The organism is Blastococcus mobilis, assembly GCF_900188025.1.
Taxonomy (GTDB): domain Bacteria; phylum Actinomycetota; class Actinomycetes; order Mycobacteriales; family Geodermatophilaceae; genus Blastococcus_B; species Blastococcus_B mobilis.
This window is the reverse complement of sequence record NZ_FZNO01000011.1, coordinates 80,825-104,731: the sequence shown is the minus strand read 5'-3', so window position 1 is coordinate 104,731 and position 23,907 is coordinate 80,825. Positions and strand designations below refer to the sequence as shown.

Below are 23,907 nucleotides of genomic sequence, written 5' to 3'. Positions count from 1 at the left end.
AGGCGGTGGCCCGGCTCCGGCTAGGACGTCCCGGGCCTCGTGAGGATGAGCGAGTCCATGGTCAGCCCCATCACCGCCTGACCGTGCTGGTTGGTCAGCTCGCCGCGGATCTGCAGGGCGGCCCGTCCGCGGCCGTCCCGCTCGATGGAGTCGACGACGAGACGGCCGGTCAGCCGGTCTCCGGCGCGGAGGGCACGAGAAAGCGCAGGTCGTGGATGCGCCGGCCCGCGATGATGTTCCAGCGCGCGAAGTGCGCATCGACGGCGAGCCGCTGGAAGACGGCCAGCGTGTGGACCCCGCTCGCGATGAGCTCGCCGAAGTAGCCGTCTGCCGCGGCGTCCGCGTCGACGTGGAAGAACTGCGGGTCCCATGCGCTGGCGAACTCGACGATCTCCTCCGCGGTCATGATGTACGCACCCGTCGGGAGATCGACCCCCACCTCGAGGTCCTCCCCGTAGAGGTCCCGCGGGCGGCCGGCCGGGGCCGCAGTCCGATCGCCGCTCACGTGAGGGCCTTCCCCGGCGCCGGAGGGTTGTAGAACGAGATGCGATCCGCGACACCCGCGTACCGGGCGCGGGCGATCTCTGCCGCCTCCGGCCACGTCCCGGCGACGATGCAGAAGTCGTCCAGCATGTCGTCGGGCACCTCGGCCGGCATCTCGGCATGCCGACCGGCCTTGACCAGGCCCTGGAGCCGCTCCCCGACCCTCTCCCAACCCGCGTGCTCCAGCACGCGCCGGTACGTGGGTGTCGAGCTGTAGAAGGCCAGTTGGCCGCGCACCGTCTCACGCATGCGATCAGCCGGTTCGCCGGACCCCACCACCGTGAAGACGGTGACCGACAGCGCGAAGTCGTCCCGCTCCCTGCCCTGCGTCGCCAGCCCCTCGGCGACCGCGGGTTCGGCCACGTCCTTGAGGTAGTTCACCGTGTGCAGGGGATGCACGAACGCGCCGTCGGCCACGGCCCCCGCCGTCCGGTACATGCCCGGCCCGAGGGAGGCCAGGTAGATCTTGGGCTGCGGGTGCTCGATCGGCCCCGGGTTGACGGCCTCGGGCAGGAAGTCCAGCTCGTAGAACTCGCCGTGGAAGTCCAGCGGGTGCGCGCCCTGGAAGGCCTCCCAGATGTGGCGCACCGCGGCGACGTACTCGCGGAGCCGAGGCAGCGGGGGGTCGTAGGCGCACGAGAAGCGGCGCTCGACGTGCTTGCGGACCTGACTGCCCAATCCCAGGATGAACCGTCCGTTGGCGCGCTGGAGCTCCCACGCGGTGACCGCCGTCGTCATCGGGCTGCGCGTGAACGCGAGCGCGATCGAGCTGCCCAGATCGATGTCGTCCGCCCGGCTGCCCGCGACGGCCAGGGCGGGGAACGGATCCTGGCGCGTCTCGGCGACGAAGAGCCCGTCGTAGCCGGCCGACCGCGCCTGCTCGACGCGCTCCGGCATCTCGGCCAGCGTCGCCGTGACGAGATTGAGGTCGACCTTCATCTGCCCTCCGAGGCGTGAGGGACCGGGGCCCGCGGGCTCCGGATCCGAAGGATTGGCCCCCGTCGACGGGGGACGTCCGACCGGCGGCTCACCGGTCAGTCCACCTGGCCGTCGGGCTCGCGCAGCAGGTGCACGCCCCGCTCGAACAGGGCGCCGACCGAGGGCGCCATGGCGGCGTACAACTCGTCGACCCGCCGGCCCGTCCGGTGCAGGCGGTAGTTGAAGGCGGCGATCGCGCCGAAGCGGTAGCACGCGAGCGCCTGGTACCAGCGGGGCTGGTCCACCCGAGCGCCGGACGTGGCCTCGTACCGGCGCAGCAGGTCCCGCGGCCGCGCCACGACGCGCATCCGTCCCCGGTAGCTCGGGTGCCAGCACGCCGGGTCGCACATCATCATCAGCCACCCGAGGTCGAGCCACTGGGGTCCGAGGCCCGCGATCTCCCAGTCGACCACCGCGGCCACCTGCGCGCGCTCGTCGAAGAGGACGTTGTTGGTCTGGTAGTCCCCGTGGAACAGGCCCGTCCGCGGGCCGGCCGGTGCGGCGTCGGCCAGGTGCGCCCGCAGGTCCCGGCCTGCCGCGAGCCAGTCGGCGTCGTCGGCGGACCGCAGCACGTCGTCCCAGAAGGCGAGCTCCGTGTCGATGGACCGGGGCGCCTCCCAGCCGGACAGCGACTCGACCGGGACCCGGTGGATCGCGACGAGCGTGTCCACCGCGCGGTCGAGCAGGACGGGCACCTCGGCCTCGGGCACGCGGACACCGAGGGAGGCGTCCGTCATGTGCAGCGGCAGCGCCGGGACGTACTCCTGGACGAGCGCATCCGTCCCGAACCACTCCGGGTCGTCGGTCCACCACCGCACCGGGGCGATGGGCACCGCGTGCTCGTGGAGGGCTCGGAGGAGCGGCACCTGACGGAGGACGTCCGTGTTGCCCCGACGGCGCACCCCGGGAGGCGCCAGCCGGACGACGAAGGACTCCTCCCCGCCCGCGTCCCCCACCGCGGTGAACCCGAAGCTGAGGCCCGAGTTGCCGGGCATCGGGCGGACCGCCTCGACGCGGGCGTCCGGCCGGACGACGGCCCGTGCCCACCGTTGGAGGAGAGGCTGGATCGCCCGTGCGTCCAGGGTGCTAGGCGGCCCGGGCATCGGCGGCCTCCGTCTCCGGCGCCCGGACCGCCCGGTGCCGGGGACGGCCGGCCGGGGGGAGCGACCGGCGTGCCCGGCTCACGCCGTCCCGCCGTCCACGGTGAGCAGCGCGCCGGTGGTGAAACTGGACGCCTCCCCCGCCAGGAACAGCGCCGCGCCGACGATCTCCCTCGGCTCGCCCAGCCGTCCCAGCGCCGCCTGCCCGGCCAGGTCAGCGGCGAACTCCGGCGTCCAGTGCTTGCTGATGTCGGTGCGGAAGCCGCCGGGGACGATCGCGTTGACCCGGACCTTGGGGGCGAAGGCGTGGGCCAGCGCGATCGTCGTCGCGTTGAGCCCCGCCTTCGCCGCGGCGTACGGCACGACATCGGGTCGGGGGCGGAGCGACGCGACGCTGGAGATGTTCACGATCGTGCCGCCGGCGCCCTCGAACATGCGGGTGCCGACCAGCACCGAGAGCCGGAAGGGACCCTTCAGGTTGAGGCCGACGACGCTGTCATACATCGCCTCGGTGACTCCCGTGAGCGATGGATAGGGCGGCGACTTCCCGGCGTTGTTCACTAGCACGTCGACCCGGCCGAAACGGTCGTACGAGGCCTCCACCAGACCGTCGAGGTCATTCCACCTCCCGACGTGGCATGCGTACGGGAGGGCGGAGCCGCCCAGTGTTTTCACCTCGTCGGCGACGACACGGCAGGCGTCCATGTTCCGGCTGGCGACGATCACGTCTGCCCCGGCTGCGGCCAACGCCAGCGCGATCTCGCGACCGAGACCTCGGCTGCCGCCGGTGACGAGCGCGACCTTGCCCGTGAAGCCTGCCAACCCGCCCATCAGATGCCTTCCTCGTCACAAGGGAGCGATACTGCCGAGAAAATGACACCGACGTCAACCGCTGCGGAGGTGCCTGGCCGAGCCGGCTTCCGCAGCCCCTAGCTAGCTAGGGCCCGGCGCGGCCGTCCTCGCCGGCCCGCCCCGTCTCGACGCCCAGGTAGGCCTGGACGATCCGTTCGTCGGCGAGCAGCCCGACCGCCGGCCCGGAGTGCACGACCGCCCCGTTCTGCAGCACGTACCCGTGGTCGGCCGCCCGCAGCGCCCGCCGGGCGTTCTGCTCGACGAGCACCACAGTCGTGCCGGACGCCCGGATCTCCCCGATCACCCGGAACACCTCGTCGACGATCTTGGGCGCCAGGCCCATCGACGGCTCGTCCATCAGCATCACGGTCGGCTTGGCCACCAGGGCTCGGGCGATGGCGAGCATCTGCTGCTCACCGCCGGAGAGCGCACCGGCGGGCAGGGCGCGCCGCTGGGCCAGCACCGGGAAGCGCTCGTACATCGCGTCCATGGACTGCTGCGCCGTGCCGCCGGTGTGCCACGCGCCCATCCGGAGGTTGTCCTCGATGGTGAGGGTGGCCAGGATCTGCCGGCCCTCCGGCACCTGGACCAGCCCCTGGGCCACCAGCTTGTGCGCCGGGGTCCGGGTGATGTCGCAGCCCTCGAAGGTGATCCGCCCGCCGGCCGGCCGCAGCATCCCCGATACGGCGTTGATGACCGAGGACTTCCCGGCGCCGTTGGCGCCCACCAGCGTGACCAGTGAGCCCGGCTCGGCCGAGAAGGAGACCCCGCGGACGGCCTCGACGCGCCCGTAGCTGACCCGCAGGTCGGTCACGGTGAGGATAGGGTCGCTCATGACGCATTCCTCGGGGTCGTGTCCGGCGGCTCTAGCGTGTCGGCCGCGCCCGGGCGCACGTTGGCGACGGAGTCCGCCGCCATGACCTCCGCGCTGCCCCCGGTCGGGTCGGCGAGGGTTCCCTCGGCGACCGAACCGGTGACCGGCTCGTCGTCCTCGGTGCCCAGGTAGGCCTCGATGACGGCGGGATCCGAGGCGATGTCCTGCGGCGTGCCGCTGGCGATCACCTCACCGAAGTTGAGGACGACCACCCGGGTGCAGGTCTCCAGCACCATGCCGACGTTGTGCTCGATGAACAGGATCGTCAGCCCGTCCGCGGCCAGCGACCTGATCAGTGCCGACAGGGTCGAGGCCTCGACGTGGTTCATGCCTGCGGCCGGCTCGTCGAGGATGAGCAGGGACGGTTCCGATGCGAGCGCCCGGGCGATCTCCAGCCGCCGCTGGTCGCCGTAGGACAGGGCCGACGCCCGCGTGCCGGCCGCATCGGCCAGCCCCACCCGGTGCAGGCACCGGGCTGCCTGCTCCAGCGCGGCCTGCTCGTCCCGGCGGGCCGAGGGCAGCCACAGCAGCCGGCGCAGGAAGGTCGGGCGGCTGACCAGGTGGGCCCCGACCAGGACGTTCTCCAGCGCCGACAGCCGGTTGAACAGCTTGGAGTGCTGGAAGGTGCGGCTCACTCCGGCCGCCGCGACCTTGTGGACCGGGGTGCGACCGACCGGCACGCCCAGCACGGTGGCGCGGCCGGAGCTCGGCGGCACCAGCCCACTGATCATGTTGACCAGCGTGGTCTTGCCGGCACCGTTGGGCCCGATCAGGCCGACGACCTCGCCGCTGCGGACCTCCAGGTCGACGTCCCGGACGGCGTGGACCCCGCCGTACTCCTTGCCGAGTCCCACGAGGGTGACCACGGTCTCGCCGGCGGCGGGGTGGCGGCGGGCGGCGAGGTGCGACGGCCGGTTGCCGTCCCCGGCGCCGTTCCCGTCGCCGCTCGCCGCCGGCAGGCGGGTGCGCCGCGGGAGGAGGCTGGCCAGTCCTCCGGGGAGGAAGAGGATCACCACGAGCAGGAGCAGGCTGGCCAGGAAGGGGCGGATCCAGCCGGCCTCGACCCCGACGGCCCGCTGGAGTTCCGGGATCATCGTCTGGAAGCCACTGCCCAGCAGCGGGCCCAGGAACATGGTGGAACCGCCGACCACAGCGGTGACCAGGCCCTCGACGGCGGCGGCGAAGTCGAAGTCGCCCGGTGCGATGAGGCGCACGTAGTAGGCGAACAGCACCCCGTACAGGCCGGCGACCGCACCGGCGGTGACGAACGCGGCGAGGCGGTGGCGCCCCACGTCTATGCCCATGGACCGGGCGGCGAGCTCGTCCTCGCGGATGGCCTCGAGCGCCCGGCCGTAGCGGGAGCGGCCCATCCGCCAGAACCAGTACGCGACGACGGCGAGCGCGATCCACGCCATGCCGACGGTGAGGATCCGGGGAACCGCCAGCCCCTGGGCGCCGCCGGTCCACTCGGAGTTGAGCAGCACGACACGCACGGCTTCGGCGAACCCGAGGGTCGCGATGGCGAGGAAGACCCCGCGCAGGTGCATCGTCGGCAGACCCAGCACGACGGCGGCCAGGGCCCCGAGCGTCATGCCGATCGCGACCGCGATCAGCAGGGCGGGCACCTCCCCGACGTCGTTGCCGCTGGGGGCGAGGGCTGCCGCGGAGAACGCCGCCACGGAGGCGAAGCCCGCCTGGCCGAGGCTGAGCTGGCCGGCGATCAGCACGGCGTAGAAGGAGTAGGCGAAGATCGCCCCGAGGGCGATGAAGGTCAGCGGGGTCGCGTACTCGAGGAGCATCAGACCTCCCGCACCTTCCGGGCGCCCAGCAGGCCCTGGGGCCGCAGCAGCAGGATGACGAACAGCAGGCCGAAGGCGATCACGTCACGCCAGGACGAGCCGATGTACTGCACCGCGAAGACCTCGGCCAGCCCGAGCACCAGGCCCCCGATGAGCGCGCCGGGCAGGGATCCCATGCCACCGACGATGATCACGGCCAGCCCCTTGAGCTCGATCGCCGAGCCCATGCCCAGTTGGGCGGTGTTGACGTTGATGGCGAACAGGACGCCGGCGACCGCGCCCAGCGCCGAGGAGATGGCGAAGGTGACGGCGGTGATCCGGTCGACGTTCACGCCGAGCACGCGAGCCGCCGTCGGGTTCTCCGCCACCGCCCGCATCCCGCGGCCCAGCCGGCTCCTCGTGACCATGTAGGTCAGGCCGACCATCAGGGCGAGGGACACGCCCAGGATCACCACCTGCACGAGGGTCACCTGTGCGCCGGCCACCTCGTACCGGGTGTCGGGGAACGATCCGGCCGGGAACCGTCGGGTGTCGGGGCCGTACCGCCACTGGAGCAGGGCGATGACCATCCCGGCCAGGGCGATGGACGAGATCAGCCCCGCGAAGTGCGCGTCGGCCCGGCCCTTCAGCGGGCGGAACGCCAGCCGCTCGATGAGCAGACCCAGCACCGCGCCGAACACGAACACGATCGGAAGTGCTGCCCAGAGCGACAGCCCGCCCCGCTCGACGAGCTCGATGCCCACGAACGCCGAGGCGGCGAAGACGGCGGGATGGGCAAGGTTCAGCCGGTCCAGGATGCCGAACACCAGGGTGAACCCGATGGCGAACAACGCGTAGATCGAACCGATGAAGATGCCGTTGAGCAGCTGCTGCACAGCGGTCCTTAACTCGTCGTGGATGCAGGCCGAGGCGCCGTGCCCGGCCGGTTCCCCGGCCGGGCACGGACGCCGGGTCACTCCAGGACGGCGAACGCCCCGTCCTGGACGACCTGCACGACGGCCGGGTGGACGGCGTCGCGGTTCTCGTCGATGGAGAACTCGCCGAGCACGGTCGGGATGTCCTCGAGCTCGCCGAGCGCTGCCTTGATGTCCTCACGGTCGGCCGAGCAGTTCGCCCGCACGGCCTGGTCCACGAGCATCAGACCGGCGTACGCCTGCGCGGCGAACTGGTCGGGCCGGGCGTCGTACTTGGCCTCGAAGTCCTTCAGGAACGCCTGGTTCTCCGGGTTGTCCGAGGAGGAGTTCCAGGCGGCGCCGACGACGACGCCCTCGGCCGCGTCGCCCGCGTCGGCCATCAGCCGCGGGTTATTGAAGCCGTTGCCACCGATGATGGGCACGTCGATGCCGAGCTCCCGGGCCTGCGTGACCAGCGGGATGGCGGCCTCGATCAGCGCCGAGACGACGAGCGCGTCCGGATCGCTCTCCTGCGCCTGGGTCAGGAGCGCGCGGAAGTCGGTGTCGGACTTGGAGAACCTGATCTCCTCCGCCACCTCGACGCCCTCGTCCTCGAGCGCGTCGGCGAAGGCCTCGTAGCCGGACTCGGTGAACGCGTCGTCGTTGCTGTACATGACGACGACGTTCTCCAGGCCGTACTCCTCGGTGGCCTTGGCGATGGTCTGCGGGATCACCGCGGACTCGGTGAGCGAGTTGCGGAAGATGTAGTCGCCGATCTCGGTGACACCGGCGGCGGTGTTGGAGATGCCGAGGACCGGGACCCCCGCCTCCTGCGCGATCGGGTCGGCCTGCACCGCGGCGTTGGACAACGTCGGGCCGATGATCAGGCTGACGTCCTGGGAGACGAACTGGTCGAAGAGCGTGATGCCCTGACGGGGGTCGGTCTGGTCGTCCTCGATCGTGAGGTCGTAGGTGACGCCGCCCTTCTCGGCCAGCTGTTCGGCCGCCAGTTCCAGCCCGCGCTGCTGCGACTCGCCGTAGCTGGCTGCGGCGCCGGTCAGGCTGAGGACGGCCCCGATGGGCACCGCACCCTCGATGGTGCAGGAGTCGCCGGTGCCCTCGCCGGTCCGCTCGGCCGCGGCGTCCCCTCCGCCGTCTCCGTCGCCGGAGCCACAGGAGGCGAGGATGACGGTGGCCGCTGTGGCCGCGGCGACGGTGGTGAGCTTGGTGCGCATGTCTCTCCCGTTGTCAGGGCACCCGGACCGTGTTCGGCCACCGGGCGCGCGACGGGCCCGGGACCGGCGACGATCCGGCATCCGCCCGGCGGCGGATGGCTGGCGGCCGACGGGTGATGCCGGCCTGTCGCAGGCGTCACAGTAAGCACACGGCTTCGGCTCCTCGCCGCCGGACGGGGCCACCGTTTCCAGAACGTGATCGCACCGGCGCCCGGCCACCGGTTCGGCAACCGTGCCGTTCAGGATCGGACTCCTGATCGTGGCGATTCCTCGCCCTCTTCCCGGATGCTCGACCGGTTCGCCTCCCCCGATCAGCGCGCGGGACCGCTCCGCGCTCCGCTGACGGTCATAACGGTCGGGACGCCCGAGGCGCCGGAAACGGTGCCCGCTCCCTAAGCTGCCAACCGGCAGGCGCGACCCGGCGCCGGCAGCAGTGCGAGGGGGCGCTCATGTCCGGAACGATCACCACCGAGGACTCCGGCGGGAGCTCGTCGGCCGGTCCGGCCACCGGCGGCCGGGGATCGATGAAGTCCGTCCTGATCTGGACGGCGGTGGCCGCCGTCGGCGCGGTCTGCTGGACGGTGCTGGCCCTGGCCCGCGGCGAGACGGTATCGGCGCTGTGGATGCTGTTCGCCGCGCTCTGCTCCTATGCGATCGCCTACCGCTTCTACGCCCGGTTCATCACGTACAAGGTGCTCCGGGCCGACGACAAGCGAGCCACCCCTGCCGAGCGGCTGCAGAACGGCGTCGACTTCGACGTCACGGACCGCCGGGTCCTCTTCGGCCACCACTTCGCCGCCATCGCCGGCGCCGGCCCGCTCGTCGGTCCGGTCCTCGCCGCCCAGATGGGCTACCTGCCCGGGACGATCTGGATCGTCGTCGGCGTCATCTTCGCCGGGGCCGTCCAGGACCTGACGGTCATGTTCTTCTCGATGCGCCGCAACGGGAAGAGCCTCGGCCAGATGATCCGCGAGGAGATCGGGATCGTCGGCGGGATCGCCGCCCTGATCGCCGTCTTCGCGATCATGATCATCATCCTGGCGGTGCTCGCCCTCATCGTGGTCAACGCCCTGGCCGAGTCCCCCTGGGGTGTCTTCTCGATCGCGCTGACCATCCCCATCGCGATCTTCATGGGCATCTACCTGCGCACGATCCGACCAGGAAGAGTGCTCGAGGCCACCGGCATCGGGGTCGCCCTGCTGCTGCTGGCGATCGTGGGTGGTGGCTGGATCCAGGACACCGGGCTCGGCGACGCGCTGACCCTGTCCAAGGAGTGGCTGGTCCTGGCGCTGGTGGTCTACGGCTTCGTGGCCTCGGTCCTGCCGGTCTGGCTGCTGCTCACGCCGCGCGACTACCTGTCGACCTTCATGAAGATCGGCGTCATCGTCCTGCTCGCGCTCGGCCTGCTCATCGCGCGGCCGGTGCTGCAGGCCGAGGCCATCACCGACTTCGCGCGCGAGGGGACCGGCCCCGTCTTCGCCGGCTCGCTCTTCCCGTTCGTGTTCATCACCATCGCCTGCGGGGCGTTGTCCGGGTTCCACGCCCTCATCTCGTCGGGGACGACCCCGAAGATGGTGGCCAAGGAGAGCCAGGTCCGCCTGATCGGCTACGGCGGCATGCTGATGGAGTCCTTCGTGGCCATCAGTGCGCTGATCGCCGCCGCCGTCATCGACCAGGGCCTCTACTTCGCCATGAACAGCCCGGCCGGTGCCACCGGGGGGACCGCGGAGTCCGCCGCCGCCTATGTGAACGGGCTGGGGTTCGACACCTCCGCCCAGACCCTCGCCGCGGCGTCGGCGGCCGTGCAGGAGGACACCCTGGTCTCGCGCACCGGCGGTGCTCCGACGCTGGCCGTCGGCATCTCGCAGATCTTCAGTCAGGCCTTCGGCGGCGGCGGTCAGGCCTTCTGGTACCACTTCGCGATCATGTTCGAGGCGCTGTTCATCCTCACCGCCGTCGACGCCGGCACCCGGGTGGGCCGGTTCATGCTGCAGGACACGATCGGCAACGTCTGGAAGCGCTTCGGCGACCTGTCGTGGCGGCCGGGCAACATCATCGCCAGCGCCATCGTCGTCGGCCTCTGGGGCTCGGTCCTCTACATCGGGGTCACCGACCCGCTGGGCGGGGTCAACCAGCTCTTCCCGCTGTTCGGCATCGCCAACCAGCTGCTCGCCGCCATCGCGCTGACGCTGTGCACGGTGCTGCTGATCAAGCACGGGAAGCTGCGCTACGCCTGGGTGACCGCCATTCCGCTGGCCTGGGACCTCGTGGTGACCATGACCGCGAGCTTCCAGAAGGTCTTCTCCGGGGACCCGAGGGTCGGCTACTTCACCCAGGCCCAGACGTACCGCGAGGCCCGGGACGCCGGCGAGGTCCTGGCTCCCGCGCAGGACCAGGGGCAGATGGACCAGATCATCTTCAACTCCACGCTCAACGGCGTCCTGCAGGCATTCTTCGCACTGCTGGTGCTGGTCGTGGTCGTGCACGCCGCCGTGGTGATCACGCGGGCGATCCGGGTGGGACAGCTGCCGACGACGGAGGAACCGGCCGTGCCGTCGAACCTCGTGGAGCCCGCCGGCATCTTCCCGACGGCCGAGGAGAAGCAGGCCATCGCCGAGCACGAGCGGCTGGTCGGCGCCGGCGCGGGTACCCACGGCACCTTCGACAGTGGCTCTGACAGGGGGCGGTCGTGACGGATACCGCCTACGCCCGAGGCGGTCGCGCGATCGCCCGGGCCCTGCGGAACGTGCGCTGGTACCTGCGCGAACTGACCGGGGAAGCCCGCTGGGACGACTACCTCGTGCACTGCACCGCCCACGGCCACACACCCATGAGCCGGCGCGAGTTCGAGCGCGCCCGGGCCGACGCCGCGGAGAAGAACCCGATCAGCCGCTGCTGCTAGAACCGGCCGGACCCAGGAGCTCCACGATCGACCCCCGCTGCGCCGCGGGTCCCCTCCCGCCCCTCATCCCGATCGGCGCACCCACAGGACGGCGTTGAGGCCCATGGCGAGTACTGCCGCGATGATTGCGACGGTGTCCAGGACGGCCAGGACGCCGAGGACAGGGTCGTCCCAGCTCCGGTAGATCACCGTCGGAGTCTCCGCCCGGGGACCGACGAAGTGCACCACGATCACCAGAGCGGCGAGCAGCACGGCCGCGGTCAACCAGTAGCGGGCCCCCACCCGGTCGCGGCTGGTGAGCCAGATCCCGACGCCCAGCAGGCCGTAGACCCCGACCAGGCTGGCGGTGAACGGAGTGACGTCGGGCAGGAAGGGCCAGCCGCTGTGGTTCCACGACGGGTCGAGCCCGTGGTCGATCACGTAGTAGCCGCGGATGACGTGGTCGATGAAGTGCAGGCTGGCCAGAACGATCGTGATCCAGGCGATGAGCAGCGTGCGCCGTCGGAGCACCTTGCCGTCGCGTGCGGCTCGTCTCGTCGGCTCGGTACCCACGGACGCCCTCCCGGACAGACGGACCCGGTCCGGTCCGGTCCGGTCCGGTCCGGTCCGGTCAAGGGTGCGCCGCATCTGGGGTGGTGCGAGAGCTGCTCTGTCCGCTTCCTGGTCCGCGGGGCCGGTGACGAGGAGGCTCAGAGCAGAGAACTCAGACCCAGCGGGTCCGCATGGACAGCGCCGCCAGCGTGGCGGCGCCGGCCGTGGACGTGCGCAGCACCTCCGGGCCCAGGCGGACCGCCTCGGCGCCGGCGGCGCGGAAGGCGACGACCTCACCGTCGGTGAGCCCGCCCTCCGGGCCGACGATGACGGCGATCACGCCGTCGCTCGGGATCTGCAGCTCGGCCAGCGGACGGCGGGCCCGCTCGTGCAGCACCACCGCGAGGTCCACGTCGGCGAGCATCCCGCAGACCTCGCGGGTCGTCATCGGCTCGGTCACCTCGGGGACCCGGGGGCGCCGGGACTGCTTGCTGGCCGCCCGGGCCGCCGACCGCCACTTGGCCACGCCCTTGGCGACGCGGTTCTCCCGCCAGCGGGTCACGCAGCGGGCGGCCGTCCACGGCACGATCCGGTCCACCCCCAGCTCGGTGGCCAGGTCGACGGCCAGCGGCCCGTGGTCCCCCTTGGGCAGGGCCTGTACCAGGACGAACTCGGGGCTGGGCGCGGGGACCTCGAAACGGGCCCGGACGGCGATCCGCAGCCCCTCGGACCCGGCGGCCATGACATCGCCCTCGGCGACGGCGCCCTGACCGTCGCTCACGCGCACCCGCTCACCGGGCGCCAGCCGCAGCACCTCGACCGCGTGCCGGCCCTCTGCACCGGTGACCAGCAGCTGCTCGGTGTCGGGCAGGGTCTCCAGCAGGAACAGCGGGGCGCCGTCCAGTTCCGGGACGCCGACGCCCGGGCCACTCACGTCAGCGCCCGTTGAACGCGTCGCGGACCCGGGAGAAGAGCCCGCCCTGCGCCTCGCGGTGCGAGTCGGCCTGGTCCTCCCCGCGCAGCGCCGCGAGCTCGCGGAGCAGCTTCTCCTGTTCGGCGTCCAGGCGGGTCGGCGTCGAGACCTCCACGTGGACGACCAGATTGCCGCGCCCGGTGGACCGCAGCCGCGGTGCGCCGTGCGCCCGCAGGGTGAGCACGCTGCCGGACTGGGTGCCCGGCCGGATGTCGAGCTCCTCCTCGCCGTCCAGCGTCTTGAGGCTGAGCGTCGTCCCGAGGGCGGCGGAGGTCATCGGCAGTGTGACCCGGCAGTGCAGGTCCTCGCCGTCACGGGTGAAGACCTCGTGCGGCCGCTCGTGGATCTCCACGTACAGGTCGCCGGCCGGGCCACCGCCGGGGCCGACCTCGCCCTGGCCGGTGAGCCGGATCCGCATGCCGTCCTCGACGCCCGGGGGCACCTTCACCTGCAGGGTGCGGCGCGCTCGGACCCGCCCGTCGCCACCGCACTCCCGGCACGGCTCGGGGATGACCTGGCCGGTGCCGGAGCAGGTCGGGCAGACCCGGCTGGAGACGACCTGGCCGAGGAAGCCCCGCTGGACGCTCTGCACCTCGCCGCGGCCGGAACAGGTGGTGCAGGTCGTCGGGTGGGTGCCGGGCGCCGTGCCGGCACCGGTGCACACGGTGCACAGGACGGCGGTGTCGACGGTGATGTCCTTGGTGGTGCCGAAGACCGTCTCGTCCAGCTCCAGCTCGACCGGGATGAGCGCGTCCCGCCCGGCACGGGTGCGGCTGCGCGGACCGCGGGTCGCCGCCCCGCCGAAGAAGGCGTCCATGATGTCGCCGAGACCACCGAACCCGGCGCCGCCGAAGCCACTGGCCCCGCCACCACTCCCCGGGTCGAACGGGTCCCCGCCGAGGTCGACGATGCGGCGCTTGTCGGGGTCGGTCAGCGCCTCGTAGGCGCGGGTGACCTCCTGGAAGCGCTCCTTGGCGCCCGGATCCCCGTTCACGTCGGGGTGCAGATCCCGAGCCAGCCGCCGGTAGGCGCGCTTGATGTCGCTGTCACTGGCATCGCGGGACACGCCCAGCACGCCGAAGTAGTCGGTTGCCATCGAGAAGTCTCAGCCTCAGCTCTCGGCCAGCAGGTGGCCGACGTAGCGGGCCACGGCGCGAACCGCGGCCATGTTCATCGGATAGTCCATGCGCGTGGGCCCGACGACCCCGAGCCCGCCCAGGGCTCGGTCGCCCGAGCCGTAGCCGACGGAGACGAACGACGCCCCGGTGAGCGCCTCGTGGGCGTTCTCCTCACCGATCCGCACCAGCACCGTGCTCGCGTCCACCTGGCTCATCAACCGCAGGACGACCACCTGTTCTTCCAGCGCCTCCAGCAACGGCCGGAGGGTGCCCGGAAAGTCCAGTGCATTGGCGCGTGCCAGGTTCGCCGTCCCGCCGATGACCAGCCGGTCCTCGCTGGGCTCGACGAGCGTCTCCATCAGGGTGGCGCTGACCGTGGCGATCAGGCCCCGCAGGTGCGGCGGCGCGGTGTTCAGCAGGTCCGGCACCTTGTCGCCGGCCTCGACGAGCTTGGCGCCGCCGAACGCGGAGTTGAGCAGTGTGCGCAGTTCGGCGACGGCCTCGGCGTCGACGTCCACGGGACTGTCGACGACCCGCTGCTCGACCCGGCCGGTGTCGGTGATGAGCACCAGCATCAGTCGGGCCGCGGCCAGGTGGACGACCTCGAGGTGGCGCACCGCGCTGCGGGACAGCGTGGGGTACTGCACCACCGCCACCTGGCGGGTCAGCTGAGCCAGCAACCGGACGCTGCGGCTGAGGACGTCGTGCAGGTCGACGGCGCCGTCGAGGAAGCGCTCGATCGCCCGCCGCTCGGCCACCGACAGCGGCTTGACCGCCGACAGCCGGTCGACGAACAGGCGGTAGCCCTTGTCCGTGGGCACCCGGCCGGCACTGGTGTGCGGCTGGGTGATGTAGCCCTGCTCCTCCAGCACCGCCATGTCGTTGCGGATGGTCGCCGGGGACACACCGAGGTCGTGGCGCTCGGCCAGGGCCTTGCTGCCCACCGGGTCGTTGGTGGAGACGTAGTCCTGGACGATGGCCCGGAGGACCTCCAGGCGGCGTTCGTCGTGCGCCACGGTGCCACCTCCCCGTACCGGTCGACGGGCCGCGCAGCGCCTCGGACTGGCACTCGCACGGCCAGAGTGCCAGACCAGCATACGTCCGTCGTGCCAGTGCGTCGCGGGGCTCGCGGGCAGTCCCACCCCCACCGTTGGACGGCGGCGCTCCGCGTGCCCGGCGGCTAGGGTGGGCCGTCGGCGCCCTCGTCCAGGGGCAGAGAGCGGAGGGTCGGTTCCCTGATCTTCAAAGCGGTACGTGACGGTCGCCCGTATCCCGACCACGGCTTGTCCACGCGGGACTGGGCGATGATCCCGCCCCGCCAGGTGCGGATGGACACGCTCACGACGACCAAGAAGGAGCTGGCGCTCGACGCGCTCCTCGCGGACGACTCGACCTTCTACGGAGACCTGTTCCCCCACGCGGTGCAGTGGCACGGCGACCTGTACCTGGAGGACGGGCTGCACCGCGCGCTGCGTGCCGCGCTGCAGCAGCGCAACGTCATCCACGTCCGCGTGCTCGACCTCGACGCGCTCACCCCCGTGCAGGCGCCGTCGGGCCCGGCGACCGCCTCGATCCCCGCGCAGCCGCCGGTGCCCAACCCCCGCAAGGTCTAGCCGGTCCCCACCGGTCAGCGGAGCGGGTCGAAGGGGCGCAGCTCCGCCGGGACCTCGCCCTTGAGCACCGCCTGCGCCATCAGCATGCCGGTGATCGGGCCGAGCGCGATCCCCCACATGCCGTGTCCGCCGGCGACGAAGACACGCGGGGAGCGCGTGCCCCCCAGCAGCGGCAGACCGTCACCGGTGCACGGGCGGGAACCGACCCACTCGTTCTGCCGGTCGTCGAGGTCGACGCCGGCCAGGAAGGGCCGCACGGCATCGACGATGGCCGTGATCCGGCGGGGATCCAGCGGCTCGTCCGGCCGCCGGAACTCCATCATCCCGGCGACGCGCAGCCTGCTGCCCAACGGCGTGCAGGCCACCCGCTGCTGCGGGAAGTACAGCGGTCCGGCCGGCAACCGCTCGACCGGGACGCTGAAGCTGTAGCCGCGGCCGGCCTGGACCGGCTGCCGGACGCCGAACTGCCGCACCAGCGCGTCGAGCCACGCGCCGGTCGCCACGACCACCGCGTCGTGCCGCCGCTCACCGGCACCCGTCGTCACGACGACGCCGGCGCCGGTGTCCCGCAGGCCGGTGACGCCGGCGCCCTCCAGCACGGCACCGCCCTGAGCCCGCACCGCGAGCCCGAGCGAGCGCACGAACTCCGGGGGATGCAGGTAACGCTGCCCGTACACCTGGACGGCGGCGCCGGCCTCGTCGGTCAGCGTCGGCTCCAGGGCGCGGGCCTCCTCGCCGGTCATCGGCCCGAAGAGGACGTCCGGCTGACCGGTCTCCCGTATCGCGCGCAGCTCCGCCAGCAGACCCTCGCGCTCCCGCTCGGAGCGGTAGACGGCCAGGAAGGGCTCGCTGCGGTGCGTCTGCGCTTCGACGCCACTGGCGATCAGGACGTCGAAGGCGTCCAGGGCCCGTTCGTTGAGCGGCACGTAGGCGGCCATCCCCCGCCGCCACTGCCGAGGCGTGCTGTGCCGCACGAACGAGGTGAGGAAACGGAGCAGGCCACGGTCGGCCCGGAGCGGCAGGTAGACCGGCGAGCTCGGGCTGAGCACGGCCCGCAGCCCGTACCGGAGCACGGCGGGCTCGGGCAGCGGCGCCGTCAGGCTGGGGGTCAGCCAGCCGGCGTTGCCCCAGGAGGCACCGGCGGCCACGCTGTCCCGCTCGTAGACGGTGACGCGCGCACCGCCCTCCTGCAGGAACCAGGCGGTGGCGAGCCCGACCATCCCGGCGCCGATGACGGCGACGTCCTGCGGCGTCCGTGCCGGCGACGGGTACTGCGCGCGACGACGGGGGGACATGTCAGCGTGCCGCGGTGCACGCCACGCAGGTGCCGGCGAACGGGCGCAGCTCGAGGCGCTCCTCCGGGATCTGGCGCTGGCAGCCGGTGCAGCGGCCGTAGGTGCCCGCCTCGATCCGAGCGAGGGCAGCGTCGATCTGCTCGATGGTCAGGAGCAGGTCGGCGCTGCGGCGCTGCGCCACCGGGTCGGGGACGGACTGCGCGCACTCGGCGAGAGCGGCCTCACGCTCACGGACGCAGTCGGCGCGCTGCTCCGCGAGCAGGCTGCGGAAGCGGTCGTGCGAGCCGGCCGGGGTGAGAGGGGTGTCGAGGCTGGTGGACATGCGGAACTCCTTCAGGCAACACGGGAAGACGCGGTCACCGGTTGGTGGCGCGTCAGGACGGGCGGTTGCGACTCCGGGAGGGAGTCAGGAGAACTGCGGCGGGGCCCGGTCCTGGCTGCGGCGGAGGACGTCGAGTCCTCGGAGGCCACGTGCTCGCCGGTTCATCGCCAGGGCGAGCAGCATCCCGCCGGAGAGGGCGGGGACGGAAGCGGCAGGGGGGCCGGGCGGGGAGCCCGCATCGCGGAACGCGTACGCGTCCATCGTCGACCACCCCCTCACCGATCCGGCGCCGTTGCCGGAACGGGCACCATAACCCAGAAAGAGCCAGCTTACGCGGCTCTTTCGGGTGAGCGGGGCGTCGCGCCGTCGCCAGTGCGCGCGGGCAGCCCGCTGACAGCCGTGAGGAGGACGGGGTCCTTCTATGTGGGGGGCAGAGGGAACCTTGCTCAGTCGGTGAGGTCGCGGACGACCGCGTCGGCGAGCAGCCGTCCGCGGTCGGTGAGCACGGCCCGCCCGGCGGTGTGCGCGACCGGGTCCAGCAACCCCCGGGCGACGGCGTCCGCGGCCCGTGCCCGGCCGGCCTCCGACAGCAGCCCGAGTGCGAGCCCCTCCCGCAGCCGCAGTCCGAGCATGACGGTCTCGAGAGCACGGTCGGCGTCGTCGAGCAGCTCGGCGTCCTGGGCCGGGCTGAGCCCCGCGCTCAGCCGGTCGGCGTAGGCGGCGGGGTGCTTGACGTTCCACCAGCGCAGCCCGCCGACGTGGCTGTGCGCGCCCGGACCCACCCCCCACCAGTTGGCGTTGGCCCAGTACAGCTCGTTGTGCCGGCAACGGGCGGCGTCGGACGTCGCCCAGTTCGACACCTCGTACCACTCGAAGCCGGCCGTCCGCAGCGTGGCATCGGCCTGCTCGTAGCGGTCGGCCAGCACGTCGTCGTCGGGCATCGGCAGCTCGCCGCGGTTGATCCGGCGGGCCAGCCGGGTGCCCTCCTCGACGATGAGCGCATAGGCGCTCACGTGGTCGACCGGACCGGCCAGCACGGCATCCAGGGAGGCCGCCCAGTCGGCGTCGGTCTCGCCCGGCGTCCCGTAGATGAGGTCGAGGTTGACGTGCTCGAACCCCGCGGCGCGGGCCTCCCGCGCGGCCTCGACCGCCCGGCCGGGGGTGTGCCGGCGGTCGAGCACCGCCAGCACGTGCTCGGCCGCGGACTGCATGCCGAGACTGACGCGGGTGAAGCCGGCCTCGCGCAGTCGGCCCAGGTAGGCGCGGTCGACGGTCTCGGGATTGGCCTCCGTCGTCACCTCGATCTCGTCGGCGACCGGGAAGAGCCGGTGGATCTCGGCCAGGACGGCGGCGAGGTCGTTCGCGGGCAGGAGGGTCGGCGTGCCCCCTCCCACGAACACGGTGGAGACCGTCGGCAGGTCCGGCCCGAGTGTCTCGGCGGCGCGGCGCAGCTCGGCGATCGCCGTTCCGGCGTACTCCGCGCGGTTGGCGCCGAGCCCGAGCTCGTCGGAGGTGTAGGTGTTGAAGTCGCAGTAGCCGCAGCGGGTCGCGCAGAACGGCACGTGCACGTAGAGGCCGAAGGGCGTGGTGGCCAGGTGCTCGCGGGCGCTCTCGGGTAGCCGGTCGGGCCCGGGCGATCCGGCCGGCGGCCCTGGGGCCGGCAGCAGCGGCAGGACGGTGGTCATCTGGTCCCAGTGTGCCGCGCCGCCGCCGGCGACCGGCAGGATGCCGCTGTGACTTCCGATCGTGTGGTGCACGTGGAGGTGGCGCGCGGAGTCGCGACGCTGACCCTCGACTCCCCCGCCAACCGCAACGCCCTCTCCCGCGCCATGCGCACGCAGCTCCGGGCGGCGCTGGCCGACGCGTTCGCCGACGACGCGGTGCGGGTCGTGGTGCTCGACCACACCGGCCGGGTGTTCTGCTCCGGCATGGACCTCGCAGAGGCCGCGGGTGGCAGCACCGAGGACCAGGGGGTGCGCGAGTTCCCCGAGCTGCTGGAGCTGATCTGGTCGTCCGGGAAGCCGGTGGTCGCCGTCGTCCGGGGTCCGGCCCGGGCGGGCGGCGTCGGGCTCCTGGCCGCCTGCGACGTCGTCGTCGCCGGCGCCTCGGCGACGTTCGCCTTCTCCGAGGTCCGGCTCGGGATCGTCCCGGCGGTCATCTCCGCCGTCGTCCTGCCGCGGATGGTGCCGCACGTGGCGCACCGGCTGATGCTGACCGGCGAGGTGTTCGGCGCGGAGCTGGCCGCCACCGGTGGGCTCATCGACCTGATGGCGCCCGACGACGAGGTGGACGACGTCCTGGCCGGTCAGCTCACCGCGCTGGCCGCGGGCGCCCCCGCCGCGCTGGCCGAGACCAAGCGCCTGCTGCGGGCCGGCTCCAGCCTCGACTTCGACGACCTGCTCGAGCTCTCGGCGCGGTTCTTCGCGAGCGAGGAGGGCCAGGAGGGCATCGCGTCGTTCCGCGAGAAGCGGCCCGCCCGCTGGGTGCCCGCCGCCGACTGACCTCGGCCGGCGCTGCGTCCCTGCCCGCTGCGGTGGGCGGGGACGCAGCGAGGACCCGGTCCGTCAGAGGACGTAGGTGGCGATCATCTGGCCGAGCTGCCGGATGTCGGCGTCGCCCTTGAACTCCAGGCGGACCTTGCCCAGGCCGCTGAACCAGAGATCGAGCTCCGCGTCCAGGTCGAACGTTCCCGCCGTCTCGATCGAGAAGGCCTGCACCTTGCTGTACGGCAGCGAGGTGAAGTCCCGCTTCTTGCCGGTCATGCCCTGCACGTTGACCGCGATCAGGCGCTTGTCGGTGAAGACGACGAAGTCCCGCATCGCCTTGAAGCAGGCGACGATCTGCTCGCCCTGGATCATCAGCGGTGCCACGGCCGGTCCGATCTCCTGCGGATGGATGGCACTGAGCTTGAAGACGGAGCCGTTCGAGAAGTCGCTCACGCTAGGCCATTGAGCGACCACGAAACGCTATCGCGCCGGGTCAGCGCAGGCGGCGGGTGTTGTCCGGCAGCCGGACCGTGACGCCCTGGGCGTCCAGCCACTCCGCGAGCGGGACGGCGACCCGGCGGCTGGTCCCCCACGCCTGCCGGGCCTGGCTGAGGGTGAACGGCTGCGCGATCGTCGCCAGCCGTCTGCGCGCCTCCTCCGCGATCCCCGGCGCCAGATAGACGCCGTCGGCGATCCGCACCAGCTGTCCGCTGCGCGCGGCGGCCGCCAGTTCCCGCACCCCGAGCCCGGCGGCCACCAGTTCGGGCGCCTCGGGGGCCGCGAACGGGTCCTCGGCCAGGCGGGCCCGGATGCCGTCGACCGCGCGCTGCACCTCCGCCGGCAGCCCCGCCGTCCCGTCGACGACCCGGCCCTCACGGAGCACGAGCGGCGGTCGGACGACCGCGCTCACCAGCTCGACGTCCGGCAGTTCCAGTGCCCGGCGCACGACCTCCACCGGCGGACCCGGTTCGAGCGGACGGAGCCTCCGGTAACGGGTGACGACGTCCGGTACGCGGGCCGCGAGTTCGTCGGCGAGCCCGGCCGTCATCAGCCAGGGCCCGTGCAGGGTGGCGTCGGAGGGCACCGGCCAGCCCATGACCGCGAAGTCGTCGGCCCGGACGATTCGCCGCCGCGCCAGGTCGGCCGCGGCGCCGGCCACCCCCTCCGGCTGGGCGGCGAGCTCTGCTGCGCGTTGTCGGGCGGCCCCCCGCCGCCGCAGCTCTGGCGGATCGACGTCCCGGACGTCGGCGCCGAGGACCCGTCGGGCCCCCGGGTCGCGCAGCAGCAACCGGTCCCCCACCCGCAGGGGCAGGGGCGACAGCAGGCGCAGCCGCACCACGGCACCGTCCAGCGGCCGCAGCCGGGCGCCGACCGTCGCCGAGCCGACGTGGACCATCGCTTGGGCCGGCAGCCGCTCCTCCGGCTCGGCGGTCAGGGTGACGTCCACGACCTCGGTCCGGCGGAACGCGCCGGGGGTCAGGAGGGCATCGCCGCGGGCCAGCTCCTCGACCGCGACGTCCCGGAGGTTGAGCGCCACGCGGGCGGTGGCCGAGGCCCGCTCGACCGGCGCGCCGAGGGACTGGACCCGCCGGACGACGACCTCGCGGTCGCCGAGCAGCAACCGGTCCCCACCGGCGACGCTGCCGGCGGCCAGGGTGCCGGTCACCACGGTGCCGGCGCCGCGGATGGTGAAGGCCCGGTCGATCCACAACCGCACCGGCGCGGCGGGGTCGGCGGGGGGCAGCGCGGCCAGCAGTGTCTCGAGCGCGGCATCGAGCCCGGGCACGCCGGCACCGGTCAGGGCGCTCACGGCGACCGCGGGGACCTCCCCCATGGACGTGGCGGCCAGCCGCTCGCGGACGTCCGCCATGACCGGGCGGGGGTCGGCGAGGTCGCACTTCGTCACCGCCAGCAGCGCGTGCCGCACCCCCAGCGCGTCCAGGACCGCGACGTGCTCCGCGGTCTGCGCCGACCAGCCGTCGTCGGCCGCCACCACCAGCAACGCGGCGGGCACCGGGCCCACCCCGGCGAGCATGTTGCCGACGAACCGCTCGTGGCCGGGCACGTCGACGACCGCGACCCGGCGCCCGGACCGCAGCGTCGTCCAGGCGAAACCGAGGTCGATCGTGAGCCCGCGGCGGCGCTCCTCCGCCCAGCGGTCGGGCTCCATCCCGGTGAGCGCACGCACCAGCGCGGACTTGCCGTGGTCGACGTGCCCCGCGGTCGCGATGACGTCCATGTGGTCGACGTCGCTGCTCACGGCGCGGCCACCGCCAGGACGGCCGCGGCGAGGTCGTCGTCGGCGGACGGCGGAACGCTGCGCAGGTTCAGCAGCGTGCGGTCGCCCTCGACGTAGCCCACCACCGGTGGGGCGCCGCGGCGCAGGCGCTCCGCGAAGGACGCCGGCAGCGCGACCGCCGCGCTCGGCAGCGGCTGTTCCGGCGCGCCTCCCCCGCCGACCCGGGCGTCCGCGTCCACGGCCACCGCCTCGATCCCCGCCGTCGTGAGGCGCGCCGCCAGAGAGCGGGCGCGCGAGCGCAGACCGTCGAGGTCGGCGGCGAGCATCTCCTGGACCGGCGGCAGCGGGCCGCGCAGCGTCGCCTCGAGCGCCGCGAGGGTGGTCTTGTCCACCCGTAGGGCGCGGTAGAGCGGATGCCGTCGCAGCCGCTGCACCAGCTCGGCGCGGCCCAGGACCAGTCCCGCCTGGGGACCACCGAGCAGCTTGTCGCCGCTGGCCACGACGGCGTCCGCGCCTGCGGCGAGCGTGCTCTGCAGGTCCGGCTCCTCGGGCAGCAGCGGATGCGGGCGCAGGAGGCCGGAGCCGATGTCGGCGACCAGTGGCGTGCCGGTGCCGGCCAGGGCGGCGGCGAGTTCAGCGACCTCGACCTGCCGGGTGAATCCGCGGACGACGAAGTTCGACGGGTGCACCTTGAGGACGGCGCCGGTGTCGGGGCCGAGGGCGCTGCGGTAGTCGGCGAGCGTGACCCGGTTCGTCGTCCCGACCTCGCGCAGCCGGGCGCCGGTGGAGGCCAGCAGTTCGGGGATGCGGAAGCCGTCGCCGATCTCGACCAGCTCGCCCCGAGCCAGGACGAGCTCGCGTCCCTGCCCGAGTGCGGTGGCCACCAGGGCGAGCGCGGCGGCGCAGTTGTTGACCACGATCGCGGCCTCGGCGGCCGGTACCGCGGCGAGCAGGGCGGCGATGGCGGCCTCGCCCCGCGGGCCGCGCCGTCCCGTGGTCAGGTCCAGTTCGACGTCGGTGGTACCGGCCGCCGCGGTGATCGCCTCGACGGCCGCGGCCGACAGGGGCGACCGGCCCAGGTTGGTGTGCACCAGCACGCCCGTCGCATTCAGGACCGGGCGCAGGCTGCTCGCGGTGCCCGGGAGCGAGGCGAGCACCGCGCCGACCGCGTCGGGGGGCGCGACCTCGCCGTCCCGGATCCGCTGCTGCACCTGCTGGACGGCACCCTTGACCAGGCCGCGCCCCAGCCGCTCGCCGGCGGCGGCGAGCAGGGGGTCGGCGAGCAGGGTGTCGGTGCGCGGCACCTGCCGGCGGGGATCGGCGCTCATCGCTCCGCAGCGTAGGTCCGGGAAGGGAATGTGGCGGAGGCGGACGGGAATCGAACCCGCCTGACCGAGGTACTCGGTCACGTCGGCTTTAGAGGCCGCGGGGGTCACCAGACACCCTGACGCCTCCGCGGGCAGCTTACGTGCCTGCCCTCCAGGCGCCAGGCGTCGGTCGCCGGTCGCCGTCGCCGCCGCCGCCGCCGCCGCCGAGAACTGTCGGAGGCCCCTGCCAGCATCCGCGACGTGAGCCGTACCGAGCCCCGCCACCCCGCTGCGATCCTGCCGCCGGCCACCCTCACGCCCGAGGAGGCGGCAGCGGTCGCCGTCGCGCTCGCAGCCCAGCCCGACGGCCCGTACGCCCCCGACGGAAGGACTGCGCTGGAGAAGGTCCTCGACGCGCTCGAGCCCGACGCGGGCCGGCGCGCCCAGTTGCTCGCCACGAGCCTGTGGGTCAGCGCCGAGGCAGGCCACTCCGCCGAGATCCGGTCGGTCGTCGAGCGGGCCGTGACCCGTTCCCGCGTGCTGGTCCTCCGCTACCGGGACAGCAGGGGCAGCGCCTCCCGCCGGCAGGTCGAACCGGTCCTGCTGGCGCGGAGCGGCAGGCACTGGTTCCTGGTGGCGTGGTGCCGGGAGCGGCAGGCGCTGCGCTGGTTCCGCGTGGACCGCATCGAGAGCGCAGAGATCACCGACGAGACGGCGCCGCGGCGGGACGTGACCGATCTCGGCCGCCCGCCGGTCGACACGCACCCGGAGGACCGGGCACCGGGCAGGACGTCCGCGGCAAGGCCTGCCCGGCTGGTCGTCCTCCCCGGGGGTCGCGCCTAGATTC

Annotated in this window: 24 protein-coding genes and 1 tRNA gene; 5 read left to right on the top strand and 20 right to left on the bottom strand. The window is 73.1% G+C overall.

Annotated elements, in window-relative coordinates:
- Positions 1-169: 169 nt before the first annotated feature.
- The 8 genes from CHB94_RS25700 to CHB94_RS11725 all read right to left on the bottom strand — a co-directional run bounded on the left by CHB94_RS25700 (position 170) and on the right by CHB94_RS11725 (position 8,274).
- Positions 170-505 carry a MaoC/PaaZ C-terminal domain-containing protein gene (locus CHB94_RS25700; protein ID WP_217899275.1) on the bottom strand — a complete coding sequence of 112 codons (336 nt, stop codon included), beginning with the start codon at positions 503-505 and terminating at the stop codon, positions 170-172.
- On the bottom strand, positions 502-1,482 hold the full coding sequence (locus CHB94_RS11755; protein ID WP_089336757.1) for a TIGR03617 family F420-dependent LLM class oxidoreductase: 981 nt from the start codon (positions 1,480-1,482) through the stop codon (positions 502-504). Before CHB94_RS11755 ends, CHB94_RS25700 begins: the two co-directional genes overlap by 4 nt.
- 95 nt (positions 1,483-1,577) lie before the next feature.
- Positions 1,578-2,624 (bottom strand): phosphotransferase family protein, encoded by a 1,047-nt coding sequence (locus CHB94_RS11750; RefSeq protein ID WP_089336756.1) that lies wholly within the window; start codon positions 2,622-2,624, stop codon positions 1,578-1,580.
- 78 nt (positions 2,625-2,702) lie between these two features.
- Positions 2,703-3,452: an SDR family NAD(P)-dependent oxidoreductase gene (locus CHB94_RS11745; RefSeq protein ID WP_089336755.1), complete on the bottom strand. Its 750-nt coding sequence runs from the start codon at positions 3,450-3,452 to the stop codon at positions 2,703-2,705.
- Between the two features lie 106 nt (positions 3,453-3,558).
- Positions 3,559-4,308, bottom strand: coding sequence for an ABC transporter ATP-binding protein (locus CHB94_RS11740; RefSeq protein WP_089336754.1), 750 nt, complete (start codon positions 4,306-4,308; stop codon positions 3,559-3,561).
- On the bottom strand, positions 4,305-6,146 hold the full coding sequence (locus tag CHB94_RS11735; RefSeq protein ID WP_089336753.1) for a branched-chain amino acid ABC transporter ATP-binding protein/permease: 1,842 nt from the start codon (positions 6,144-6,146) through the stop codon (positions 4,305-4,307). The genes CHB94_RS11740 and CHB94_RS11735 overlap by 4 nt, the downstream gene beginning before the upstream one ends.
- On the bottom strand, positions 6,146-7,102 hold the full coding sequence (locus CHB94_RS11730) for a branched-chain amino acid ABC transporter permease (RefSeq protein ID WP_254920586.1): 957 nt from the start codon (positions 7,100-7,102) through the stop codon (positions 6,146-6,148). Before CHB94_RS11730 ends, CHB94_RS11735 begins: the two co-directional genes overlap by 1 nt.
- Positions 7,099-8,274 carry an ABC transporter substrate-binding protein gene (locus CHB94_RS11725; protein WP_089336751.1) on the bottom strand — a complete coding sequence of 392 codons (1,176 nt, stop codon included), beginning with the start codon at positions 8,272-8,274 and terminating at the stop codon, positions 7,099-7,101. The genes CHB94_RS11730 and CHB94_RS11725 overlap by 4 nt, the downstream gene beginning before the upstream one ends.
- Positions 8,275-8,723: 449 nt before the next feature.
- Here CHB94_RS11725 and CHB94_RS11720 point away from each other — a divergent pair, with 449 nt between their 5' ends.
- Positions 8,724-10,967, top strand: coding sequence for a carbon starvation CstA family protein (locus CHB94_RS11720; RefSeq protein WP_089336750.1), 2,244 nt, complete (start codon positions 8,724-8,726; stop codon positions 10,965-10,967).
- Positions 10,964-11,176: a YbdD/YjiX family protein gene (locus CHB94_RS11715; RefSeq protein WP_089336749.1), complete on the top strand. Its 213-nt coding sequence runs from the start codon at positions 10,964-10,966 to the stop codon at positions 11,174-11,176. The genes CHB94_RS11720 and CHB94_RS11715 overlap by 4 nt, the downstream gene beginning before the upstream one ends.
- Positions 11,177-11,239: 63 nt before the next feature.
- Here CHB94_RS11715 and CHB94_RS11710 read toward each other — a convergent pair whose 3' ends face one another.
- The 4 genes from CHB94_RS11710 to hrcA all read right to left on the bottom strand — a co-directional run bounded on the left by CHB94_RS11710 (position 11,240) and on the right by hrcA (position 14,814).
- Positions 11,240-11,728, bottom strand: a complete 489-nt coding sequence (locus CHB94_RS11710) for a hypothetical protein (protein ID WP_141137470.1) — start codon at positions 11,726-11,728, stop codon at positions 11,240-11,242.
- Positions 11,729-11,879: 151 nt separating this feature from the next.
- Entirely contained in the window at positions 11,880-12,641 is a 762-nt protein-coding gene (locus CHB94_RS11700) for a 16S rRNA (uracil(1498)-N(3))-methyltransferase (RefSeq protein WP_089336746.1), read from the bottom strand.
- Position 12,642: 1 nt separating this feature from the next.
- The gene (gene dnaJ, locus CHB94_RS11695) at positions 12,643-13,776 is read right to left on the bottom strand and encodes a molecular chaperone DnaJ (RefSeq protein WP_089336745.1); all 1,134 of its coding nucleotides are present in this window, start codon (positions 13,774-13,776) and stop codon (positions 12,643-12,645) included.
- 15 nt (positions 13,777-13,791) lie between these two features.
- Entirely contained in the window at positions 13,792-14,814 is a 1,023-nt protein-coding gene (hrcA, locus tag CHB94_RS11690; RefSeq protein ID WP_217899274.1) for a heat-inducible transcriptional repressor HrcA, read from the bottom strand.
- A gap of 219 nt (positions 14,815-15,033) precedes the next feature.
- Here hrcA and CHB94_RS11685 point away from each other — a divergent pair, with 219 nt between their 5' ends.
- On the top strand, positions 15,034-15,411 hold the full coding sequence (locus tag CHB94_RS11685; RefSeq protein ID WP_141137469.1) for a type II toxin-antitoxin system VapB family antitoxin: 378 nt from the start codon (positions 15,034-15,036) through the stop codon (positions 15,409-15,411).
- Positions 15,412-15,425: 14 nt separating this feature from the next.
- Here CHB94_RS11685 and CHB94_RS11680 read toward each other — a convergent pair whose 3' ends face one another.
- The 4 genes from CHB94_RS11680 to hemW form a co-directional block, all read right to left on the bottom strand.
- A complete protein-coding gene (locus CHB94_RS11680) occupies positions 15,426-16,706 on the bottom strand; it encodes an NAD(P)/FAD-dependent oxidoreductase (protein ID WP_089336743.1) in 1,281 nt (426 codons plus the stop codon).
- Position 16,707: 1 nt separating this feature from the next.
- A complete protein-coding gene (locus CHB94_RS11675; RefSeq protein ID WP_089336742.1) occupies positions 16,708-17,028 on the bottom strand; it encodes a TraR/DksA family transcriptional regulator in 321 nt (106 codons plus the stop codon).
- Positions 17,029-17,112: 84 nt separating this feature from the next.
- Positions 17,113-17,289: a hypothetical protein gene (locus CHB94_RS25140; RefSeq protein WP_176445518.1), complete on the bottom strand. Its 177-nt coding sequence runs from the start codon at positions 17,287-17,289 to the stop codon at positions 17,113-17,115.
- Positions 17,290-17,474: 185 nt separating this feature from the next.
- Positions 17,475-18,713 carry a radical SAM family heme chaperone HemW gene (gene hemW / locus CHB94_RS11670; protein ID WP_089336741.1) on the bottom strand — a complete coding sequence of 413 codons (1,239 nt, stop codon included), beginning with the start codon at positions 18,711-18,713 and terminating at the stop codon, positions 17,475-17,477.
- Positions 18,714-18,761: 48 nt separating this feature from the next.
- Between hemW and CHB94_RS11665 the strand changes: the two genes are divergently transcribed.
- Positions 18,762-19,529 carry an enoyl-CoA hydratase-related protein gene (locus CHB94_RS11665; RefSeq protein ID WP_089336812.1) on the top strand — a complete coding sequence of 256 codons (768 nt, stop codon included), beginning with the start codon at positions 18,762-18,764 and terminating at the stop codon, positions 19,527-19,529.
- A gap of 63 nt (positions 19,530-19,592) precedes the next feature.
- On the opposite strand, the gene CHB94_RS11660 is transcribed toward CHB94_RS11665, so the two are convergent.
- The 4 genes from CHB94_RS11660 to CHB94_RS25135 all read right to left on the bottom strand — a co-directional run bounded on the left by CHB94_RS11660 (position 19,593) and on the right by CHB94_RS25135 (position 23,208).
- Positions 19,593-19,967: a PH domain-containing protein gene (locus CHB94_RS11660; RefSeq protein ID WP_089336740.1), complete on the bottom strand. Its 375-nt coding sequence runs from the start codon at positions 19,965-19,967 to the stop codon at positions 19,593-19,595.
- Positions 19,968-20,007: 40 nt separating this feature from the next.
- Positions 20,008-21,774: a selenocysteine-specific translation elongation factor gene (gene selB / locus CHB94_RS11655; protein WP_254920585.1), complete on the bottom strand. Its 1,767-nt coding sequence runs from the start codon at positions 21,772-21,774 to the stop codon at positions 20,008-20,010.
- Entirely contained in the window at positions 21,771-23,081 is a 1,311-nt protein-coding gene (selA, locus tag CHB94_RS11650; RefSeq protein WP_089336739.1) for an L-seryl-tRNA(Sec) selenium transferase, read from the bottom strand. Before selA ends, selB begins: the two co-directional genes overlap by 4 nt.
- Positions 23,082-23,112: 31 nt before the next feature.
- Positions 23,113-23,208 (bottom strand) — tRNA-OTHER (locus CHB94_RS25135).
- Positions 23,209-23,321: 113 nt separating this feature from the next.
- On the opposite strand from CHB94_RS25135, the gene CHB94_RS11645 reads away from it, so the two are divergent.
- A complete protein-coding gene (locus tag CHB94_RS11645; RefSeq protein WP_176445517.1) occupies positions 23,322-23,903 on the top strand; it encodes a helix-turn-helix transcriptional regulator in 582 nt (193 codons plus the stop codon).
- Positions 23,904-23,907 lie beyond the last annotated feature (4 nt).

Coding starts and splice junctions, on each gene's coding strand:
- CHB94_RS11755 (WP_089336757.1), bottom strand. CDS start 1,482: ATGAAGGTCGACCTCAATCTCGTCACGGCGACGCTGGCCGAGATGCCG.
- CHB94_RS11750 (WP_089336756.1), bottom strand. CDS start 2,624: ATGCCCGGGCCGCCTAGCACCCTGGACGCACGGGCGATCCAGCCTCTC.
- CHB94_RS11745 (WP_089336755.1), bottom strand. CDS start 3,452: ATGGGCGGGTTGGCAGGCTTCACGGGCAAGGTCGCGCTCGTCACCGGC.
- CHB94_RS11740 (WP_089336754.1), bottom strand. CDS start 4,308: ATGAGCGACCCTATCCTCACCGTGACCGACCTGCGGGTCAGCTACGGG.
- CHB94_RS11735 (WP_089336753.1), bottom strand. CDS start 6,146: ATGCTCCTCGAGTACGCGACCCCGCTGACCTTCATCGCCCTCGGGGCG.
- CHB94_RS11725 (WP_089336751.1), bottom strand. CDS start 8,274: ATGCGCACCAAGCTCACCACCGTCGCCGCGGCCACAGCGGCCACCGTC.
- CHB94_RS11720 (WP_089336750.1), top strand. CDS start 8,724: ATGTCCGGAACGATCACCACCGAGGACTCCGGCGGGAGCTCGTCGGCC.
- dnaJ (WP_089336745.1), bottom strand. CDS start 13,776: ATGGCAACCGACTACTTCGGCGTGCTGGGCGTGTCCCGCGATGCCAGT.
- CHB94_RS11680 (WP_089336743.1), bottom strand. CDS start 16,706: ATGTCCCCCCGTCGTCGCGCGCAGTACCCGTCGCCGGCACGGACGCCG.
- CHB94_RS11675 (WP_089336742.1), bottom strand. CDS start 17,028: ATGTCCACCAGCCTCGACACCCCTCTCACCCCGGCCGGCTCGCACGAC.
- CHB94_RS25140 (WP_176445518.1), bottom strand. CDS start 17,289: ATGGACGCGTACGCGTTCCGCGATGCGGGCTCCCCGCCCGGCCCCCCT.
- hemW (WP_089336741.1), bottom strand. CDS start 18,713: ATGACCACCGTCCTGCCGCTGCTGCCGGCCCCAGGGCCGCCGGCCGGA.
- selA (WP_089336739.1), bottom strand. CDS start 23,081: ATGAGCGCCGATCCCCGCCGGCAGGTGCCGCGCACCGACACCCTGCTC.